At 70.1% G+C, this 18,467-nt stretch carries 21 protein-coding genes and 2 pseudogenes; 14 read left to right on the forward strand and 9 right to left on the reverse strand.

Annotated elements, in window-relative coordinates; all coding sequences use genetic code 11:
• Window positions 1–110 precede the first annotated feature (110 nt).
• Both DL519_RS05085 and DL519_RS05090 read left to right on the forward strand, forming a co-directional pair.
• Window positions 111–506, forward strand: a complete 396-nt coding sequence (locus tag DL519_RS05085) for a hypothetical protein (RefSeq protein WP_223838454.1) — start codon at window positions 111–113, stop codon at window positions 504–506.
• A gap of 12 nt (window positions 507–518) precedes the next feature.
• Complete coding sequence (locus DL519_RS05090; RefSeq protein ID WP_190813101.1) at window positions 519–1,145, forward strand: class F sortase; 627 nt, start codon at window positions 519–521, stop codon at window positions 1,143–1,145.
• 14 nt (window positions 1,146–1,159) lie between these two features.
• Here DL519_RS05090 and DL519_RS05095 read toward each other — a convergent pair whose 3' ends face one another.
• Window positions 1,160–1,963 (reverse strand): UbiA family prenyltransferase, encoded by an 804-nt coding sequence (locus DL519_RS05095; protein ID WP_190813102.1) that lies wholly within the window; start codon window positions 1,961–1,963, stop codon window positions 1,160–1,162.
• 27 nt (window positions 1,964–1,990) lie between these two features.
• Between DL519_RS05095 and DL519_RS05100 the strand changes: the two genes are divergently transcribed.
• From DL519_RS05100 to DL519_RS05115, 4 genes are read left to right on the forward strand one after another with little or no spacing between them, the layout of a single operon-like run.
• Entirely contained in the window at window positions 1,991–2,707 is a 717-nt protein-coding gene (locus DL519_RS05100; RefSeq protein ID WP_190813103.1) for a class I SAM-dependent methyltransferase, read from the forward strand.
• A 6-nt stretch (window positions 2,708–2,713) separates the two neighbouring features.
• Entirely contained in the window at window positions 2,714–3,913 is a 1,200-nt protein-coding gene (locus DL519_RS05105) for an acyl-CoA dehydrogenase family protein (protein WP_190813104.1), read from the forward strand.
• Window positions 3,910–4,950, forward strand: a complete 1,041-nt coding sequence (locus DL519_RS05110; protein ID WP_223838455.1) for a type III polyketide synthase — start codon at window positions 3,910–3,912, stop codon at window positions 4,948–4,950. Before DL519_RS05105 ends, DL519_RS05110 begins: the two co-directional genes overlap by 4 nt.
• Window positions 4,951–4,953: 3 nt before the next feature.
• Window positions 4,954–5,643 carry a DUF2071 domain-containing protein gene (locus DL519_RS05115; RefSeq protein WP_190813106.1) on the forward strand — a complete coding sequence of 230 codons (690 nt, stop codon included), beginning with the start codon at window positions 4,954–4,956 and terminating at the stop codon, window positions 5,641–5,643.
• A 68-nt stretch (window positions 5,644–5,711) separates the two neighbouring features.
• Here DL519_RS05115 and DL519_RS05120 read toward each other — a convergent pair whose 3' ends face one another.
• Window positions 5,712–6,233, reverse strand: a complete 522-nt coding sequence (locus tag DL519_RS05120; RefSeq protein ID WP_190813107.1) for a lytic polysaccharide monooxygenase auxiliary activity family 9 protein — start codon at window positions 6,231–6,233, stop codon at window positions 5,712–5,714.
• A 137-nt stretch (window positions 6,234–6,370) separates the two neighbouring features.
• Here DL519_RS05120 and DL519_RS05125 point away from each other — a divergent pair, with 137 nt between their 5' ends.
• From DL519_RS05125 to DL519_RS05150, 6 genes and pseudogenes are all read left to right on the forward strand, one after another.
• A complete protein-coding gene (locus DL519_RS05125) occupies window positions 6,371–6,709 on the forward strand; it encodes a putative leader peptide (RefSeq protein WP_190813108.1) in 339 nt (112 codons plus the stop codon).
• A 99-nt stretch (window positions 6,710–6,808) separates the two neighbouring features.
• Window positions 6,809–7,255 (forward strand): LLM class flavin-dependent oxidoreductase, encoded by a 447-nt coding sequence (locus tag DL519_RS05130; RefSeq protein WP_223838456.1) that lies wholly within the window; start codon window positions 6,809–6,811, stop codon window positions 7,253–7,255.
• A 157-nt stretch (window positions 7,256–7,412) separates the two neighbouring features.
• Window positions 7,413–8,537 carry an MFS transporter gene (locus DL519_RS05135; protein WP_190813109.1) on the forward strand — a complete coding sequence of 375 codons (1,125 nt, stop codon included), beginning with the start codon at window positions 7,413–7,415 and terminating at the stop codon, window positions 8,535–8,537.
• Window positions 8,538–8,906: 369 nt separating this feature from the next.
• Window positions 8,907–9,038, forward strand: a pseudogene (locus DL519_RS05140) (transposase); the annotation flags it as partial.
• A gap of 346 nt (window positions 9,039–9,384) precedes the next feature.
• Window positions 9,385–10,614 carry an MFS transporter gene (locus DL519_RS05145; RefSeq protein WP_190813110.1) on the forward strand — a complete coding sequence of 410 codons (1,230 nt, stop codon included), beginning with the start codon at window positions 9,385–9,387 and terminating at the stop codon, window positions 10,612–10,614.
• A 365-nt stretch (window positions 10,615–10,979) separates the two neighbouring features.
• A complete protein-coding gene (locus DL519_RS05150) occupies window positions 10,980–11,633 on the forward strand; it encodes an HNH endonuclease family protein (protein WP_190813111.1) in 654 nt (217 codons plus the stop codon).
• A 208-nt stretch (window positions 11,634–11,841) separates the two neighbouring features.
• Here the strand turns inward: DL519_RS05150 and DL519_RS05155 are convergent, their stop codons facing one another.
• From DL519_RS05155 to DL519_RS45670, 6 genes are all read right to left on the reverse strand, one after another.
• Window positions 11,842–12,504: a TAXI family TRAP transporter solute-binding subunit gene (locus tag DL519_RS05155; protein ID WP_263399578.1), complete on the reverse strand. Its 663-nt coding sequence runs from the start codon at window positions 12,502–12,504 to the stop codon at window positions 11,842–11,844.
• On the reverse strand, window positions 12,453–12,698 hold the full coding sequence (locus tag DL519_RS48390) for a TAXI family TRAP transporter solute-binding subunit (protein ID WP_263399579.1): 246 nt from the start codon (window positions 12,696–12,698) through the stop codon (window positions 12,453–12,455). The genes DL519_RS05155 and DL519_RS48390 overlap by 52 nt, the downstream gene beginning before the upstream one ends.
• Window positions 12,695–12,823, reverse strand: coding sequence for a hypothetical protein (locus tag DL519_RS48395; protein WP_263399580.1), 129 nt, complete (start codon window positions 12,821–12,823; stop codon window positions 12,695–12,697). The genes DL519_RS48390 and DL519_RS48395 overlap by 4 nt, the downstream gene beginning before the upstream one ends.
• The gene (locus tag DL519_RS05160) at window positions 12,813–13,880 is read right to left on the reverse strand and encodes a TRAP transporter large permease subunit (protein ID WP_223838457.1); all 1,068 of its coding nucleotides are present in this window, start codon (window positions 13,878–13,880) and stop codon (window positions 12,813–12,815) included. Before DL519_RS05160 ends, DL519_RS48395 begins: the two co-directional genes overlap by 11 nt.
• Window positions 13,881–13,981: 101 nt before the next feature.
• Complete coding sequence (locus DL519_RS45665) at window positions 13,982–14,413, reverse strand: hypothetical protein (RefSeq protein WP_223840462.1); 432 nt, start codon at window positions 14,411–14,413, stop codon at window positions 13,982–13,984.
• 48 nt (window positions 14,414–14,461) lie between these two features.
• On the reverse strand, window positions 14,462–14,605 hold the full coding sequence (locus DL519_RS45670) for a hypothetical protein (RefSeq protein WP_223838458.1): 144 nt from the start codon (window positions 14,603–14,605) through the stop codon (window positions 14,462–14,464).
• Between DL519_RS45670 and DL519_RS45675 the strand changes: the two genes are divergently transcribed.
• Entirely contained in the window at window positions 14,598–14,882 is a 285-nt protein-coding gene (locus tag DL519_RS45675) for a hypothetical protein (RefSeq protein WP_223838459.1), read from the forward strand. The genes DL519_RS45670 and DL519_RS45675 overlap by 8 nt on opposite strands.
• An 80-nt stretch (window positions 14,883–14,962) precedes the next feature.
• Here the strand turns inward: DL519_RS45675 and DL519_RS05175 are convergent, their stop codons facing one another.
• A complete protein-coding gene (locus tag DL519_RS05175) occupies window positions 14,963–16,882 on the reverse strand; it encodes an acyl-CoA dehydrogenase family protein (RefSeq protein ID WP_190813112.1) in 1,920 nt (639 codons plus the stop codon).
• A gap of 273 nt (window positions 16,883–17,155) precedes the next feature.
• On the opposite strand from DL519_RS05175, the pseudogene DL519_RS05180 reads away from it, so the two are divergent.
• Window positions 17,156–18,420: pseudogene (locus tag DL519_RS05180) on the forward strand (aminotransferase class I/II-fold pyridoxal phosphate-dependent enzyme).
• The last annotated feature ends 47 nt before the right edge of the window (window positions 18,421–18,467 follow it).

Consider the following 18,467-nt stretch of genomic DNA (forward strand, 5'->3'; position numbering starts at 1 on the left):
CGGAATCGAACGGGTTCTTCACATCAATTGGACGGGATCTTGAAAAGACCGCTCCATGCTGGTCGTCGTCTGGCACACCGGACGAACCGTCGAATGGAAGGAAGCAATCGATGAAGCTCGGTCGTACGTGCGCTGCCGCTGCCCTGCTCGGTGCGGCGGCGCTGCCGTTGGTGGCGCCGGTCAGCTGGGCCGACGATCCAGGTGCTGCGCCGGCGGTGGCGCAGCAGCGCCCGGAGTCGCGCCCGGAGCCGACGTCGACGCCGGGCGCGCGGCCCGCGGAGCCGACCCAGGCCGTACCGCAGTCGACGCCGGGCGCGCGGCCCGCAGAGCAGTCGCCGCAGGAGCCCCAGGTTCGGCAGCGTCCGGTGGGCGCGCCGGAAACCGGTGGTGGGCCGGTGGAGTCGGGCTTCGACGCAGCGGTCCTCGGCGGCGCTGCCGCCGCCGTCGCCATCGCGGGTGGTGGTGTCGCGATGGTGCTGCGCCGTCGCCGCGCTGGCGCGAACTGAGGTCGGGGTCAGATGAACGTGCATCCCCGCGCGCGGGGAAACCGGGGCGGTCGCGGCAAGGTCGCGGCCGCCCTGGTCCTCGCGGCTCTGGCGCTGTCCGGCTGCTCCGCCGCCGGGCAATCCACCGACCTCGCCGCGCCCGCTTCCGCGCCGGTGCAGGCGACGTCGGTGTTGTCGCGATCGGAACCCGCGTGGATCGAGATTCCCCGCATCGGCGCGCGATCGTCGCTGGTCCCGCTCGGGCTCAACCCCGATCGGACGGTGGCCGTCCCATCCGTGCACCAGCCGATGCAGGCCGGTTGGTACCAGTACAGCCCCACGCCGGGGGAGACGGGACCGGCGGTGGTCCTCGGGCATGTCAACGGCGACGGCGAGGACGGTATCTTCGCGCGGCTGCACGAACTGCGGCCCGGCGACGAGATCTTCGTCGGCCGCCAGGACGGGCAGGTAGCCAGGTTCGTCGTCGAACGCTCGGCGCAGGAGCCGAAGACCGGGTTCCCCGCCGACGAGGTGTACGGCGACACCGCCGGGCCGGAACTCCGGCTGATCACCTGCGGCGGTTCGTTCGACCACGCCGAGCGCAGCTACCGCGACAACATCATCGCGTTCGCCGTCCTCGCCGGTGTCCACAAGGGATAGTCCACTGCGGTTGATCAGGTCGGTTGGGCTCCGGCGCTCAGGAGCATCGCGACGTCGAGCAGGGCGACGAGGACGACCGCGTGGAACGCGGTACGGGAACCCGGGCGGCGGCCAAGCACGAGACCAGCGCCGAGCACGGCCGCCGCAAGCGGCAGGATCACCCATGAAACGTCCACCAACGTCGCCGACGCGGCCAGGACCAGGCATGCGGCCACCGCGGTGCTCCGCGCCGCGCCCAGCCGGTGCGGCAGGCCGTGTACGCCGGTGGCCGCATCATCACCGAGGTCCGGCAGCACATTCACGAAATGAGCGGCCGAACCCAGCAACGCCGCCGCGAGCACGAGCCAGACCGGCGGCGGCCCGCCGCCGCCGAACATCACGAACGCGGGCAGCAGCCCGAACGACAGCGCGTACGGGAACACCGAAAAGGGACCGGACTTCAAACCGAGGTCGTAGGCCCACGCGGACACCAGTGCGATGAGGTGCGCGATCGTCGCGACGGCGCCGAACGGCAGCGACAGCACCACGGCCGCCGGAGCCGACACCAGCACGGCGACCAGCGCCGTCCGCCGGGAGATCGCGCCCGCCGCCACCGGCTTGCCCCGCCGCCCGACCCGGGCGTCCCGGTCGGCGTCCACCAGATCGTTGAGCCACCCGACGGACAACTGCCCGGCCAACACCGCCGCAGCCGTCAGGGCCAAGCCGCCCGCATCGCGCCCGACGGTCACCGCGAGCCCGGTGGTGATCGCCGTGACGGCCAGCGCCGGCACCGGGTGCGAGGCCCGGAGCAGCGAGGACGCAGTTGCGAAATGCCGCACCCGGCCGAGTGTGCCAGCCTGGAGCGCATGGCACGTTCCGGCCGGACCGTGCGGCGCAACGATCCTCTGCTGTACGAGGTCTTCGCCGACCAGTGGTGGCAGCCGCGTGGCGTCTTCGCGATGTTGCACTGGCTCGCCGTCGCTCGTGGCGCGCTCGTCCCCAACGCGGCGCGAACCGGAGCGGTGCTGGTGGACCTCGGCTGCGGCGCGGGACTGCTGGCCCCGCACGTGGCGGGAAAGGGGTACTGGCACGTCGGTGTGGATCGGTCGCGGACCGCGTTGCGGCAGGCCGCCGAGCACGGGGTGCAGCCCGTCGCCGGGGATGTCCTCGCGGTCCCGCTGCCGGACGGGTGCGCGGATTGCGTGGTGGCAGGGGAGGTTCTGGAACACGTGGTTGATTTGCCCGCCGCGGTGGGGGAAGCCTGCCGGTTGCTGCGGCCCGGGGGCCTGCTGGTGCTCGACACGCTGGCGGCGACGGCCTTGTGCCGGGTGGTGGCGATCGGGATCGCCGAACGCGTTCCGCACGTGGCAGTGCGCGGAGTGCACGATCCGGCGCTGCTGGTCGACCGCGGCGAGCTGATCGCCGAAGCGGCCCGGCACGGCGTCGCGCTGACCCTGCGCGGGGTGCGCCCGTCGCTGGTGGACCTGCTGACCTGGGCCGCCGGCCGAGGGGGAGGCGTTCGGATGGTCCCGTTCTCGTCGACAGCGGTGCTGTTCCAGGGCATCGGCCGGAAGAAGGGGTGAGAGCTGTTGTCGCTGTTCCCGGTTGTAGAACCGTTTTCACCGGCCGCCGCGCAGGAAGCGGCGCGGGACCTGGTTCCGCGCATCGCCGCGCGTGCAGAGCACTACGACGCCTCCGGGGCTTTTCCCAGTGAGGACTTCGTCGACCTGCGTGCTCGCAGCCTGCTGGGGCTCATGGTTCCCGCGGAACTGGGCGGGTTTGGCGCATCGTTCGCCGATTACGCCGCGTTCGCGGCCGAACTGGCCGGTGGGGCCGGTTCGACGGCGCTGATCTTCAACATGCACGCCTCGGTAACCGGCGCGCTGGCGCACACGCCCGAAGAACTGCTGCGGGAACTCGGCGCACCGGAAAGCTGCTTCGCCGCGCGGGATCGGCTGCTCGCCGCGGCGGCCGACGGCGCGCTCTACGCGGTGGCTATGAGCGAACGGGGCACGGGTTCGAGGTTGTCGCGCACCGCCACCACCTTCCGCCGCTGCGACGGTGGATATCGGATCAACGGCAGCAAGGCCTTCGTCTCTGGTGCCGGGCATGCCGACGCCTACCTGGTCACCGCCAGGGACGTCGACGCCGCCGAGCCGAAGGTGTCCTACTTCGTGGTCCCGACCGGCGACGGCATCCGGGTGGAACCGACCTGGGATTCGATGGGCATGCGCGCCACGGGAAGCCACGACGTGCACTTCGAGGTGTCGGTCGGCGCGGATGCGCTGCTGGGTGGGATCGAGGGCATCACGCTGCTGGCGGCGCAGGTGATGCCGCAGTGGCTTGTCGCGTCGTATGCCGCCGTGTACGTAGGCGTGGCGCGGTCGGCGCTGCGCGTGGGCGGCATGCACCTGCACGAGCGCAGACTGCACACCTTGCCGACCGTGCGTTCCAGGATGGGGCGGGCGGATGCGGCGGTCGCCGCGGCCGACGCCGTGGTGCGGGAGGCGGCTCGGCGGGTGTCGGAGCGGCCGGGGGAGCCGGAGACGAACCGCTGGGTGTGGCGGGCGAAGCTGGTCGCCGGTGACACCGCGGCATCGGTGGCTTCGTCGGTGCTGGAGGCCGCCGGGGCGTCGGCGACGCGGCGCGGGCACCCGCTGGAGCGGATCTACCGCGACGCGCGGTGCGGTGCGTTGCAACCGGCGACCTCCGACGTCTGCGCCGACTGGCTCGGGGTGGCCGCGCTCGGCGGCGACCCCGACGACGAGACCGAGTCGCCGCGTTGGTGACGCCGTTGATCGCCGGCTTCGGCTCGGCGCTGCCGGACACCACCGAGCAGCAGGTGCTGTGGGACGACTTCTTCCAGGAGCATTTCCGCGCCAGCCGCCTCGCCCGGCGGGTGTTCGCGGGCGCTGGGGTGCGTCGCCGCCACACGGTTGCCAACCCGATCAAGGAGGACCTGTCCGGCTGGTCCACGGCGGCCCGGATGCGCCGCTTCAGCGAGGAAGCCCCGCGTCTGGGACACCGGGCGGTCGCCGCCGCGTTGGACGACGCCGGCATCGACGGCGACGATGTCGGCCTGCTCACCGTCGTCTCCTGCACCGGGTACGGCACGCCAGGGCTGGACATCAAGCTCGCCGCCTCGCTCGGGCTGCGCCCGGACCTGCGGCGGCTGTTCGTCGGCCACATGGGTTGCTACGCGGCCCTTCCGGCCCTCGGCGGCGTCGCGGACTTCGTCGCGGCGCACGGGCGAGCCGCGGTGCTGCTCTCCGTCGAGTTGACCTCCCTGCACATCCAGCCGCCGACCGATGACCCGCAGCAGGTCGTCTCCCACGCGCTCTTCGGTGATGCGGCCGCGGCCGCGGTCCTGCAGCCGCACTCGGGGGGGCTGGCTGTCGTCGACATCGCCGCCTTCACCGACGCCAGCGCGAGCACCCACATGACCTGGGACATCACCGATCTCGGCTTCCGGATGGGGCTTTCGCCGCAGGTGCCGGACGTGCTGGCCCGGCACCTCGGCGCGGTGCTCGACGACCTGCTGGGCCGGAACGGCTTGCGGCGCAGCGACATCCGCGGTTGGGCGGTGCACCCGGGTGGCCCGCGCATCCTCGACACCGTCGAAGACACCCTCGGCCTGCCTCCCTCGGCCCTGCAGCCGTCGCGCGATGTTCTCGCGGAGCGCGGCAACTGCTCCTCCGCGACGCTATTGATGGTCCTCGAAGAGCTCTGGGCCGGCGGCGAACTCCGGCCCGGGAGCCACATCGCGGCCCTGGCGTTCGGTCCCGGACTGACGCTCTACGCCGCGCTGCTGGAAGTCATCATGTGAGCCATGGGACTCGAACCGATCACGCTGGCCGCGCCACACCAGGTGCGCTGGTCGTTCACCTGTCAGGTCTGGCGCGACGTCGTGTTCGTGCATTGGCCTTGCGCGGCACGGGAAATCGAGGCGGTGCTGCCGCCGCGCACCCGGCCGGACGTGTTCGACGGCACGGCGTGGGTCGGCGTGGTCGGTCTGGGGATGGTGGTCACCAGTCCGCTGCGGATGCGGTTCACCGAGGTCAACGTGCGGACCTTCGTCGTCGACGAGCACGGCCGCCGCGGATTGATGTTCCTCTCCTTGGAGGCCTCGCATCCGGCATTCGTGCGCCTCGCCAGGGCGGTGGGTCATCTTCCGTACCGGTCGGCGGCGGTCGAATGCTCGACGACCGCAACCGAAACCGCCTACCGCGTCGAGCGATCCGGCATCGGCCTGAGCATGCGCATCCGGCGCCGCGAGCGCGTCGTGCCGACCGCCGCGGACCGGTTCCTCACCGCGCGCTGGCGGATGTTCTCGACGTGGCACCGCTGGCCCGTCGAAGTCCCGGTGGTGCACGAGCCCTGGGCGCTGGATTCCGCCGAGCTGCTCGAGTTCACCGACGCCGGCCTGCTGGGCGAGTTCGGCCTGGCCCCGCCGGCCCGACCCGTCGTCCGGTTCGCGTCCAGAGTGGACGCCCGGTTCGGCCGGCCCGCCCCGGTGTGACGACGCGGCGGACCCGGCTCCGTGTGGAGCGCGGGCCCGCCGGTTTCGGGGAAACGCCGGTCGGACGGTCACTTGCCGCCGACGTCGAGGTCGACGCAGGCGTAGAAGGCGTTCGCGGTGTCGGCGGCGTTCCAGACCGCCAGCATCTTCTGCTTGCCGCTTATGCCGCCGAGGTCGACGGTGTGCGACAGCTGCGACGGCGGCTGCTGGCCGCCCTGGTCGAACACGGCGACCCGGTTGCCGCCGATGAAGTACTCCCAGGTCGTCGTGCGGTGCGCGGTGGTCAGCGTCCAGTTGAACGTCGCCGAGTTGCCGACCGGCGTCGCGGTCCAGCCCTTGCTGTCGTCGTCTAGCTCCGCGAATCCCTCGTTGCCGCCGCTGCAGCTGGTCAGGCCCTTCGGGCCCTCGACGCTCTGCGGCTCGTACTTGATCGCGCCGCACGGAACGGTTCCGGCGGCGCACTGGGCCTGCCGGCTCGCCGGCGAGTCGATGTAGCCGTGCGCGCTGGCGCTGCCGGCCGGGATCGTGATCAGGAAGGGGGCGAGCGCCGCACCGACCACGGCGACGGCGAGCTTCGGGTTCTTGTTCATCTCAGCTCCTTTGGCGAGACCGCCTCGTCAGGTGGGTGGTGCCTGAGCGGCGGTTGCTGGGGTGGAACTTGGCGGAGGAAGGGGAGAGAGAACATTCCGACGACCACCGGTCAGCCGGGCGGACCCCACGCTCAGCCGTGGTCTGGACCATAGGTTTCGGTTATTGCGGCGGTCAAGATTCGTCCGGTTCGGCGCCCCGTTCACGCCGCCCGGATCGACGGCTGGTCTGCGACGATGTGCCGGATGTCCGTTTCGGGAGTATTTTTCCCAAGCCGTTTGCCGTTTTTCACCCGCCGTTCATGGAACCTTCGAGCTCCGGGCCGGATTTCGGTGCGCGAGTCCGCGTGGTGGGACGGCCGGTGCGGCGGTTGACACCGGGTGGCGGCCCGCTCGACGATCGCCTGGTGATGATCGCGTTCACCCGGCGTCGGCACGTCGATCTGCGCCGCGTGGCCAGCCAGGCCTGTCGCCGGTGACTGGCGCGCGAACCAGGGCGTCGAACTTTTAAGTCCTAAAAGGACATCCCAGTTCCCGGTTTCTCGGGTCGCCGTCGGCGGTGACCCGTGTGGAGGTGCGTGGACGTGCAGTTGGATGCCAGGTACGGCGATCCGATCTTCGTGGCCAACGCGATCCAGCCGATGGAGAACTACGGGAAGCTTGTCGACCACTACCGGGAGCGCTGGGCCGCCTACGGCCACGACCCGGCGCGGGCCCGGGTGGGCTCCGGCGGGCTGCTGTTCGTGGGCAAGACCTCCCAGCAGGTGAGGGACGCGCTGTGCCCGTACTACGAGGCCCAGCGGACTGACCGCGACCCCACCCGCGACCGCCGGCGACGAACCGGCCGCGGGCTGTTCGCTGGCAGCCCGGAGGAGATCGTGGACAGGGTCGGCACCTACCGGGAGCGCTTCGGTCACGACCTGATGATCTTCGGCCCGCAGATCGGCGGGATTCCCTACGGCCGCGTCGCCGAATCCCTCGACCTGTTCGCCGCCGAGGTGGCGCCATATCTGCGATCGCTTTGACCCGTCGCCGGGACCGAAAGGGACTCGGCGGGTTGATCGCTCGACTTCGGCCGCGGTGCTGTGGTCGACTCATGGGAGGCTCGTGCGACGGGAGGCGGTAGTTGATGATCCGGCATCGGACGGCTGATCCAGGACGCCGTTCGGGGTCGGCGGTTCGGTGAACGCTCGGGTCGCGCTTCACATCGGCGGACTGCTCGGGCCCTTCGGCGGCGGCGTGGTCTCGGCGATGCTTCCGGAGTTGAGCCGCAGTTTCGCCGTGTCGCAAGGCATCGCGGCGACATCGCTGACCGTTTACCTGCTGCCGTTCGCGATCGTCATGCTGGTGTCCGGCAGTCTCGGCGAGCGGTGGGGCATGAGCCGCAGCATCCGGATCGCCTACGCCGGGTACGTCGTCGTGGCGTTGTTGGCCGCGTTCGCACCGTGGTTCTGGCTCTTCCAGACCAGTCGTGCGCTGCAGGGCATCGCGAACGCGTTCACCACGCCGCTGCTGCTGGCCAAGCTCGCCGCCGTCACGCCGAAGGAGCGCCTCGGGCGGGCCCTGGGCACCTACGGCGCTATGCAGGCGATCGGGCAGACGTCGGCACCGCTGGTCGGTGGGCTCGCGGCGGAAGGGTCCTGGCAGTGGGCCTTCGTCGGCCTCGCCGCGGCCGCCGCAGCGCTGGCGATCAGCCCGCTGCCGGCGGATTCGCGCGACGGTGCGGCGCAGCGCCCCGCCTCGCTGCTGGACGCCTGGCGGATTTCCGTGCTGCTGACCGGAGGTGTCGCCTTCGTCGCTTGGGCGTGCTTGGCGGGCCTGCCGTTCCTGGTCTCGTTCCGGCTGGACGACGCGTTCTCCCTGAGCCCCGGCGCGCGTGGGCTGGTGCTCACCGCCTACGGCGTGGCAGGGGCGATCGGGGCCAGGTTGACCGGCGGGGCGGTGGACCGGTACGGCCAGCGCGCCGTCGTATGCGTCGGGTTGCTGTTCGGTGCGCTGGCTGTCGCGCCGATCGGGCTGGTCGCGTGGCTGCCCGCGGTGGCGGTGGCCTGGGCGGTCGGCGGCGTCTGCGGGCAGCTGATCCTGGTCGGCATCCACGCCACGGCGCTCACCGGCGGGGCCAGCGGGCGCGGCGGGACCATCTCGGTGGTGACCGCGTTGCGGTTCCTCGGGATGTCGGCCGCTCCGGCGGCGTTCACCGGCCTGTACCGGTACGACGCGGCGCTGGGGTTCGTGCTTCCCGCGGCATTGCTGGCACTGACAATTCCCGTTGTTGCCGTTTGCTGGCCGCGACAAACCTCCGGTTGACGGGCAGGAACGGCGTCATTTTCCCAGTGTGTACCGGTTTCCGCGCAGGACCGGACACCCTGCGTTACCGAAATCGGTGAGTTCGGTAACGTCCGCGATCTCGGCAATCTGGTCATCGCGGAGGACGCGGTGGAGACGCCGGCCGCGTTGTTCTCCGAGGCGCGAACCGAGTTCAACTTGGCGGCGGGGGGCGGGAGCTGAGCGGATCAGGGTGAGGGGCATCCTCCACCAAGCAACCATTCCCCGGGAGTTGGACTGGGAAATCCAGTTTTACTTCCCGGGGAGATCATAACGTGGCAGTCACCGGTCGCGATCGGACAAAGGTAGCGCGCAGACCACTTGCTTTAGCTGTGGGGTTAGCGCGTCAAAATGGGTATCGCGCTCCGATCGAACTCCAACATCGCGTTCCAGTGCGTGTTTCATGTGGTGTGGTGCCCCAAGTACCGGCGCAGCGTCATCGGCGGCCGGATGGAGCAGCGGTTGAAGGACATCATCTGTGAGCGCCGTCGTTCCGGTTCCCCGCCGAGACACCGCCCAACACGCGATCACTACCACACCCGCACAAGCCCACCAGCACCTCGACTGGGCCGGTCAGGATCTCTGCAGACAGCTGATCACCCACCACACCAGCCTTCCCCCGAGCCCTGAAAAACACCCTGCCCCGCTACTCCTGGCGAGGCCGGACCCAGCAACTGACCAGCACCAACGCCAGCTACCAGGTCCAGATCACACCCCCCGCCAGCCCCGAAACCACAACCCACACCCCAGCCCAACCCCGAGCCGCTTAAGTCCCAGGCATTGCAAGTAAGTTGGCAGCAGGTGCCCTTCATTCGGAGGTTGGTGGACGATGGGTGAGCGCTCGTTCGAGCTGAGGAAAGTTACGCTCGCGGCGTTCGGACCGACCTTGCTGTTCGCGACCGGCGAAGGCGCCATCATCCCGATGATCCCGCTCATCGCCGCGGACCAGGGCGCCGGCCTGGGGACGATGGGCTTGATCGGCGCCATGATCATGGTGGGGGAGCTCGTCGGCGACGTGCCCAGCGGTGCGCTCGTGCACCGCCTCGGCGAGCGGACGGCGATGATCGGCGCCGCGATCGTGTCGGTTCTCGGCCTGCTCGGCTGCTACTTCTCGACGAGCCCGTGGATGCTGGGCGCGAGCGTGTTCCTCGTCGGCCTGTCGACGGCGGTTTTCGCGCTCGCCAGGCACGCGTTCATCACCACGACGGTGCCGGTGCGCTACCGGGCCAGGGCGTTGAGCGTGCTCGGCGGGCTGTTCCGGGCGGGCTACTTCATCGGCCCGTTCCTGGCGGTGCTGGTACTGATGGCGACCCCCGACAAGCGGGCGGTCTTCCTGCTGCACATCGCGTTCGCCCTGGCCGCCGTGATCCTGCTGCTGTGCACCGAAGACCTCGGCACCGCACGGGACCCGGCCGCCGCCCCCGAGCCCCAAGGACTGGTGGGAACGCTGGTGCGCCACCGCGGCGTCCTGGTGCGGATGGGATCCTGCGCCGCGCTGATCGGTGGCCTGCGGGCGTCCCGGATGGTGGTGCTGCCGATGGTCGCGGTCGCCACCGGGCTGCCGCCCTCGACGACCGCAGTCGTCATCGGCATCGCCGGCGGGATCGACTTCGCGCTCTCCTACGCATCCGGCCAGATCATGGACCGCTTCGGCCGGATCTGGGCGGCCGTGCCGGCCATGACCGGATTGGCGGTCGGGCATCTGGCGCTGTTCGCGGTGGTCGACGTGCCGACCTTCGCGATCGTCGCGGTGTTCCTGGCGCTGGCCAACGGCACCAGCAGCGGAGTCTTGATGACCCTTGGCGCGGACCTGGCGCCGCAGCCCGGTCCGGCACCGTTCCTCGGCGCCTGGCGGTTCACCGCGGACTTCGGGCAAGCGGTCGGGCCGGTCACCGTGTCCGGGCTGACCGCGCTGGCCGGCGTCGGTTTCGCCGGAGCGGGCATGGGCGTGCTCGGCCTGCTGGGGGCGGGCCTGCTGCTGCGCTACATCCCCCGGTACATCCCGCGAACCGGGGCGAGCGGCTGTACGTCGGTGTGCCGGGCCACCGAGGGAACGTAGCGCTCCCGGCCTTCAGGCCGGAAGAGAGGTACGCCAATTCCGGACTCAACCGTGCTGTACTCGCCCAAAGTATGGGGTTTGCTGCGGCAGCGCACCGAACACAAAGCACCAGGCCGAGTGCAGGACGTACCGGCCCCCTACACCAGTCTGAGCTGTAGCGACTGCGGGTGGATAGACAAGAACTCGCGCAAGAACCAAGCCGCAAGGTGGCCGAAGAGCGCTCGTGGACCTCAATTCTCGCTGTTCTGAGAGTTGGAATCCCTCGCCGGGTGGGGAAGGATGTCAAGATACTCACCCGGCGGAGAGCGGCCGCACCGCGGGATGATCGAATGGACGGCGAACCGCCGCCGGAGCAGGGGAGACGCATGGCTGCCAAGAAGTCCGTCTGGGCGTCGGTCGTGGCGGCCGCGCTGCTGGGCCTGATGTGGGTGGTTTTCGAGTCCGGCTTCTTCGACCCGCAGGGCGGTGCCGCCGGGTCCGCCACCGGCCCCGTCGCCGAGCAGCTCGCCGAACTCCGCGTCGCCCAGGCGGTTTCGATGGATGGCTACTCGCGGGAGCGGTTCAAGCACTGGATCACGAAGCCGGAAGCCGGGAAGAACTGCAACACCCGCGAGGCGGTGCTGGCGCGGGACGGTCAGAACGTCCGCTCCAACAACGCCTGCGAACCTACTTCCGGGACGTGGACCAGCGCCTACAGCGGCCAGCAGCTGACCGACCCGTCGGCGATCGACATCGACCACATGGTGCCGCTGGCCAACGCCTGGCGCAGCGGCGCGAACAAGTGGGACGACCAGCGCCGCGAGCAGTTCGCCAACGACATGCAGCTGCCGCAGCTGGTGGCCGTCGACGCGAGCTCCAACCGCAGCAAGGGCGATCAGGACCCGTCCCAGTGGAAGCCCGAGCGCGCCAACTGGTGCAGCTACGCGACGAGCTGGATCACGGTCAAGCGCTCCTACGACCTGACCGTCACCGAGCCGGAGAAGAAGGCGCTGCAGGAAATGCTCGCGACCTGCGGCTGATCCCACGCCGTGAGCCGTTCCGCCTGTACCTGGTTTGGGTGCAGGCGGAACCTCGCCGCCGCGTTCGCCTGAGCACGAGACCTGGCAACAGGACTCACTCCCGCTGAACCTCTAGGAACGGTATGACAGCGGTTTGTGGCAGCTCGGCGCCACGACGCGTTTCCGCGCCGGCGTGCAGGCCGCCAAACGCGGCCTGCTGTAACGGGAATCAGCCGCCGAGGGCTTGCTTGGCGCCCTGGTGCAGCGGGATCGGGTCGGTCTTGGTGGCGTTGTGTTTCGTGATCTCCTTGGCCGAGGGGTGGATTTGCTCCAGGTCCGCTCGCTTGTCGGAGATCAGCTTCGTGATCGCGCAGGCGTTGCCCGCCAGGAAGTCCTCGCGGACCACCAGGAGGTTCGGCACCGCGATCGTCGGGACGTCCGCCGGCAGCTTGTAAGTGGCGGCCGGGATGGTGCTCGCCTCGTAGACCGGGCTGATCTGCTGCATCGCGGGTAGTTGCGGGGTGATATCGATGAACTTCACCGCGCCGCCCAGCGAGGTCGTCAGGTCGGTGATCTCCGGGGTCGGCAGGCCACCGGACCAGAACAGGCCGTCGACGGTGCCGGACTTCATGCCGTCCACCGCCTTGCCCAGTGCCAGGCGCTGCGCCTGGATGTCGGTGCCCGGGTTCAGCCCGGCCGCCGACAGCACCCGGTTGGCGATGACCTCGGTGCCAGACTTCGGCGAGCCCGTGGAGATCCGCTTGCCGCGCATGTCGGCCACGCTGTTGATGCCGGAGTCGGCGCGCACCACTACCTGCGTCGAGTTCGGGTACAGCCGGGTCAGGGCCTGGATCTGCTGCGGCTTGCCCGCGAAGCTCTCCTTGCCCTGCACCGCGTCGGCGGGGCGGTGTCGGCGAGGGTGAATGCGATGTCGTAGTCGCCGGCCGCCAGCTGCTGGATGTTCTGCACCGACGCGCCGGTTTCCGCCGCGGTGGCACGGAGTTTGGTGTTGTTGCTGATCAGCTGCGCGAGACCGCCGCCGAGCACGTAGTACACGCCGCCGGTGTTGCCGGTGGCGATCGTCAACCGGCCTTCGGCGGCCTCGCAGGACTGGCCCCGTCGGTCTGGTTGTCCTGCACCTGCTTGCCGCCGCAGCCGGACAGCACGAGCACCGCCGCCGCGGTCGCCGCCAGTAATCCCCTAATCCGCATCACGGACCTCCTTGATCGTTTCCCTGCGGCGCAGGACCAGCTGCGCGACCAGACCGAGCACACAGAAGCCGAGGCCGATCGCCACCACCGGCGGTTCCAGGTACAGCAGGCACAACGCGCCCGGCACGAAGAGCAGGCGTACCGGGCGGCTTACTGGGCCGGCCAGCCAGCCGCCGGTCACCACGCTGAGCGCGGCGACGGCCACGATGGACGCCGCGGCGACCCATACGATGGTGAGCGGATCGGATTGCAGCAGCAGCGCGGATCCGTTGTCCGTCAGCACGAACGCGATCGGCACCAGGAACGCGGGCAGCGTGTACTTCCAGGCCTGCATCATGGTCGCGGTGATCCGGCCGCCGGTGATCGCGGCCGAGGCGACCGCGGCCAGCGCGGTCGGCGGCGTCACCTCGGAGAGCACCGCGTAGTAGAAGATGAACATGGCCCGCTCGGCATCGGCGACGCCGAGGGCGCCGAGCGCGGGCCCGATCACCACCCACGCGATGATGAACGACGCCGTCACCGGCACCGCGAGTCCCAGCACGCCGACCGCGAGCGCGGCGAACACCACGGTGAACACCAGGATGGCGGTGGGGTTGCTGGTGATCGCCTGGGCGGCGGAGACCAGTGCGTCGGCGAGTTCCTGGCCCAGCCCGGTCTTGGTGATCGTCGAGGTGATGATCCCGGCCGCCGCGCACACCGCCACCACCGGCAGCGCGCCGCGAACCCCGGCCGACAGCGCGTCCACGATGTCCCGCAACCACTTCAACGCCGCCGGACCTGGGCCGTGTTCGGCCCGGACGAGCCCCGAGATCAGCGTGAACAGCGCGGCGACCCCGGTCGCGTAGACGACGGCCGCGAACGGCGGGATGTCCAGGGCGAGGAACACGACGATGATCGCCAGCGACAGGAGGTGGTAACCGCCGCGCAGCAGCAGCCGCCACGCGCTGCCGTGTTCGGTGTTGACCGCCTTGGCGCCGAAGCGGCGGGCGTCGGCCTCCACCGCGAACACGATGCCGAGGTAGTAGAGCACCGTCGGGAAGACCCCTGCCGCGTACACGTCGCAACGCTGCTTTGTGTGCCGCAGTGTGGATCCGGCATCCCGTGAGAGCCAAGCGGTTTACCGGTGCACCACCTGCGGACATTCCGGGCACGCGGACGTCAACGCGGCCCGCAACATTCTCGCCGCTGGACGGAAAGAAGCCGACGTGCTTCAAGCGGTGACAGCCTGTGGAGACCTCCAGCCGTTGGGCGGGTCTGCGAAGCAGGAACCAGGAACCTCAGTGATGGGGGACCGCCAACTAGCGTTGCTGGTTGGAATCCGGCGGCTTTAGTTAGCCGTCCGGTGGACGTCAAGATCTGGCTGAAGTGCACGCCCGCGTGCGCGATTCCCCAGTTCTGCGGCAGGAACCCGCCGTAGTAGGCGTAGCCGATGAACGCCGCGCAGATCACCGGCAGGATCCAGCCGGTGGTGCGCCGGGTCGCTTCGAGGACGAGCAGGAGCAGCAGCGCCCCGGCCACGATGTCCACGGTGGACAGGCTGCCCTGGCGGTCGAGGAACGCGTCGAAGCCGCCGGAGGGGACCGGCAGCACCGGGTAGAACCCGACGAGCAGGGCGATCGCCGAGAGCGCCCAGTCGTATTAGGCCGGGTCGTCGCGGTCGCCCTTCGGGCGGCGACTGCCCGGCCGGTAGCAGAGGAACACCCGCGGCAGCGTGCAGCCGAGGAAGATGACCAGGTAGTACTGGTTGCCTTTGGTGAGCGGGTAGAAGACCTGCTTGAGCACCGGCGACCGCGAGGGCGACGAGGTAGATGAGCAGATCCGGGCGGCGGGACAGTTGCCGGGCTGGGCGTTCTTCGTCGTGTGCGGCGACGATCTCGCCGACGTCGGTCTGCGCGGTGCCTTCCTTGGCTGGTTCGTCGTCGTGCTCAGGCCGCGTTGCCTGGCTCATGCGCTTGCCCTTCCGTGCCGATCGGCGGTGTTCGGACAAGCGCATGCCGCCGTCCGGGGAGTCACCGTGCGAATTCCCGGTGCAAAAGTCCTTTTTGCGGCGGGAATGTAACTGGCGTCACTCGCCTTGGTCAATAGGCGTGGTCGCGCGGCAGCCGGTGCGGTTCCCGAATATTAGTCCACAGTGGATTGTCAAGTGCGCGGCACGGTCCGGCGGACGTTATCTTGCTGTGACGGTCCCGGTGTTGATTCCGCGATCCACGGGCCGTCCGAAGAGGCGTCCAGGATGCCCTCCTCCAGCCAGGAATAGCGGCCGTCCAGCACCTTTTGCGCGAGGCCCCGGTCGGCGGCGTCGGTGTTGTGCCAGAGCTGCCGGAACAGCGTCTCGACGCGGCGGCGCGCCTGGCGGCAGAACGCGTCGGCCAGCTCCACCGCCGACGGGTCCTGGCCTGCCGAGCGGGCGTGCACGCAGCTGGCGCTCATCGCGTAGAGCTCCGCGCCGATGTCGACGATGCGGCCCAGGAACAGCTGCCGGTGCTCCAGCTTGCCCTGCCAGCGCGACATCCCGTAGAAGGTCTGGCGCGCGATCCGCCGGCTGGCCCGCTCCACGAACCGCAGGTGCTCGGCCAGCGGCCCGTATTCGCCGAAGCCGCCCGGCAGCTGCCCCTTGCCGGCCACCAGCGTCGGCAGCCAACGCGCGTAGAAGCCACCGGCGCGGGCGGCCGCGCGCGCCTTGCGGGAGAGGTCCGCCTTCGGGTCGATGATGTCGCCCGCCACCGACAGGTGCGCGTCGACCGCTTCGCGGGCGATCAGCAGCTTCATGATCTCGCTGGAGCCCTCGAAGATCCGGTTGATCCGCAGGTCGCGCAGGAGCTGCTCGGCGGGCACCCCGCGCTCGCCCCGCGCGGCCAGCGAGTCGGCCGTCTCGTAGCCGCGCCCGCCGCGGATCTGCACCAGTTCGTCGGCGATCAGCCAGGACATCTCCGAGGCGTAGAGCTTGGCCAGGGCCGCTTCGATGCGGATATCGTGCCGGTCGGCGTCGGCCAGCCGGCCGGAGAGTTCGAGCACGGCCTCCAGGGCGAAAGCCGTGGCTGCGATGAAGGAGACTTTGTCGGAGATCGCTTCGTGCTCGCCGATCGGCCGACCCCACTGGACCCGCTGCGCCGACCACTCGCGGGCGATCAGCAGGCACCACTTCGCGGCGGCGGCACACATCGCGGGCAGCGACAGGCGCCCGGTGTTCAGCGTGGTCAGCGCGATCTTCAGGCCTTCGCCCTCGCGGCCGATCCGGTTCTCCGCGGGCACCACGACGTCGTGCAAGCGGGTCACGCCGTTCTCGATGCCGCGCAGCCCGAGGAACGAATTGCGGTTCTCCACGGTGATGCCGTCGGCGTCGCCTTCGACGACGAATGCCGTGACGCCGCCGCGATGCCCCTCAGAGCGCGGCACCCGCGCCATCACCACCAGCAGGTCGGCGAGCACGCCGTTGGTCGTCCAGAGCTTGACCCCGTTGAGCGTGTAGCTCCGGCCGTCCGCGCTCGGCACCGCGCTGGTGGCCAGCCGCGCCGGATCGCTGCCCGCGTCGGGCTCGGTGAGCAGGAACGCGGTGATCTCGCGGACGCAGCGCGGCAGGAACTGCCGCTTCTGCTCGGCGGTGCCGAACATCTTCACCGGCTGGGGCACGCCGATGGACTGGTGCGCGGACAGCAGCGCGCCGATCGACGGGTTGGCCGTGGCGACGAGCATCAGCGCCCGGTGGTAGTAGACCGCCGGCAGCCCCAGGCCCCCGTACTCCGCGGGAATCTTGATGCCGAAGGCGCCGATTTCCTTCAGGCCGTTGATGACCTCGTCCGGGATCCGGGCGTCCCGTTCGATCTGGCGTCCGTCGACCTCCGTCTCGCAGAACTCGCGCAACCGTTCGAGGAACGCCTCACCCTCGGGTGAGCTCTGGCCCTCGGGCATCGGGTCGATCAGGTCGAGCCGCAGCCTGCCGAGGAACAGCTCCTTCCCGAAGCTCGGCCGGTCCCAGCGGGATTCGCGGGCCTCCTCGGCCACCTGCCGGGCCTGCGCGGCGTCAATCCGAACCTCGCGACTTCTGTCCACTGTGGTCATCAATGCCCCCAACGGTTCGAACGTTGGTGATGTCGGTCACGCAACGGTACTACTGATCGGTAACCGGCAAAACCCGACGGCCGGGTGGTTGCCCCGCACATCAGCCGATCGGGCGGCGCGCAGCACCGCCCCCGCCGAAGACCTCGCCGCCCGGCTCGCCTCGTATGCACCCGAGGACGACGCGCCCGGATCTTCCTGACCTCCGGCGGCGGCCGGTTCGTAAGCTCGGCGGGCGCAAACACCGTCGATGTGGCACCTGGGAGAGGAAGCACCATGACCACCGAGCTGAGCGCCGACGCCCTGACCGGGCTCCTTGAGCGGGCTCGCCAGGACTACCAGGATCTCGCGGAACGCGGGCTCTCGCTCGACCTCACCCGGGGCAAGCCCTCGCCGGAGCAGCTCGACCTCTCCGATGACCTGCTGAGCCTGCCCGGCGGGCGGCACACCGCCGCCGACGGCACGGACGTCCGCAACTACGGCGGGCTGCAGGGGCTGCCCGAGCTCCGGGAGATCTTCGCCGGGGTGTTGCAGGTGCCGGTCGCGCAGCTGCTCGCGGCCGGGAACTCCAGCCTTGAACTCATGCACGACTGCCTGGTGCACGCCCTGCTGAGCGTCCTGCCGGGCGCCGAATCGCGCTGGGTGGACCAGGAGCGGATTGCGTTCCTGTGCCCGGTTACGACCGGCACTTCGCGCTCTGCGAGCGGTTCGGGATCGACATGCTCCAGGTGCCGATGACCGCTGACGGCCCGGACATGGACATGGACATCGTGGAGCGGCTCGTCGCCGGGGACCCGGCGATCAAGGGCATCTGGTGCGTTCCGAAGTACAGCAACCCGGACGGCGTCAGCTACGGTGACGAGACCGTGGCGCGGCTGGCATCGATGAGCACCGCCGCGCCCGACTTCCGGATCTTCTGGGACAACGCCTACGCCGCCCATCACCTCACCGACGAGCCCGTCGAGATCGCCGACCTCCTCGCCGCCTGCGACGAGGCCGGGAACGCCGACCGGGTCTTCGTGTTCGGTTCCACTTCGAAGATCACCGCGGCGGGCGCGGGCGTCGCCTTCTTCGGCTCGTCGTCCGCGAACGTGCAGTGGCTGCTCGGCAACAACTCCAAGCGGTCGATCGGCCCCGACAAGATCAACCAGCTGCGGCACGCCATCTTCCTGCGGGACGCGGACGGGGTGCGGGCCCACATGGAGCGCCAGCGCGTCCTGCTGCAGCCCAACGAGGCGGTGGCGCGGATCCTGGAGGCGGAACTCGGCGGGACCGGGCTCGCCACCTGGGCCTCGCCCAAGGGCGGGTACTTCGTGTCCCTGGAGGTGCAGGACGGGTGCGCCAAGGAGGTCGTCCGCCGTGCCAAGGAGGCCGGCATCGCGCTGACCCCGGCCGGCGCGACGCATCCGTACGGCGACGACCCGCGCGACGCCTTCATCCGCATCGGGCCGGGCTACCCGGGGCTGGAAGAGCTGGAGCGGGCGATCGAGGGGCTCACCGTCTGCGTCCGTCTCGTCGGCTACGAGAAGCAGGCCAGCTAGAACCTGTTTTTTGCGCGATGGTGCGGTTGAGCGGGGCTTGGCCGCAC

It is taken from the genome of Saccharopolyspora pogona (assembly GCF_014697215.1).
Taxonomy (GTDB): domain Bacteria; phylum Actinomycetota; class Actinomycetes; order Mycobacteriales; family Pseudonocardiaceae; genus Saccharopolyspora; species Saccharopolyspora hattusasensis.

Coding starts and splice junctions, on each gene's coding strand:
- DL519_RS05175 (WP_190813112.1), bottom strand. CDS start 16,882: ATGACCACAGTGGACAGAAGTCGCGAGGTTCGGATTGACGCCGCGCAG.
- DL519_RS05115 (WP_190813106.1), top strand. CDS start 4,954: ATGGGACTCGAACCGATCACGCTGGCCGCGCCACACCAGGTGCGCTGG.
- DL519_RS48395 (WP_263399580.1), bottom strand. CDS start 12,823: ATGCGGATTAGGGGATTACTGGCGGCGACCGCGGCGGCGGTGCTCGTG.
- DL519_RS05150 (WP_190813111.1), top strand. CDS start 10,980: ATGGCTGCCAAGAAGTCCGTCTGGGCGTCGGTCGTGGCGGCCGCGCTG.
- DL519_RS05100 (WP_190813103.1), top strand. CDS start 1,991: ATGGCACGTTCCGGCCGGACCGTGCGGCGCAACGATCCTCTGCTGTAC.
- DL519_RS05085 (WP_223838454.1), top strand. CDS start 111: ATGAAGCTCGGTCGTACGTGCGCTGCCGCTGCCCTGCTCGGTGCGGCG.
- DL519_RS05145 (WP_190813110.1), top strand. CDS start 9,385: ATGGGTGAGCGCTCGTTCGAGCTGAGGAAAGTTACGCTCGCGGCGTTC.
- DL519_RS05120 (WP_190813107.1), bottom strand. CDS start 6,233: ATGAACAAGAACCCGAAGCTCGCCGTCGCCGTGGTCGGTGCGGCGCTC.
- DL519_RS05090 (WP_190813101.1), top strand. CDS start 519: ATGAACGTGCATCCCCGCGCGCGGGGAAACCGGGGCGGTCGCGGCAAG.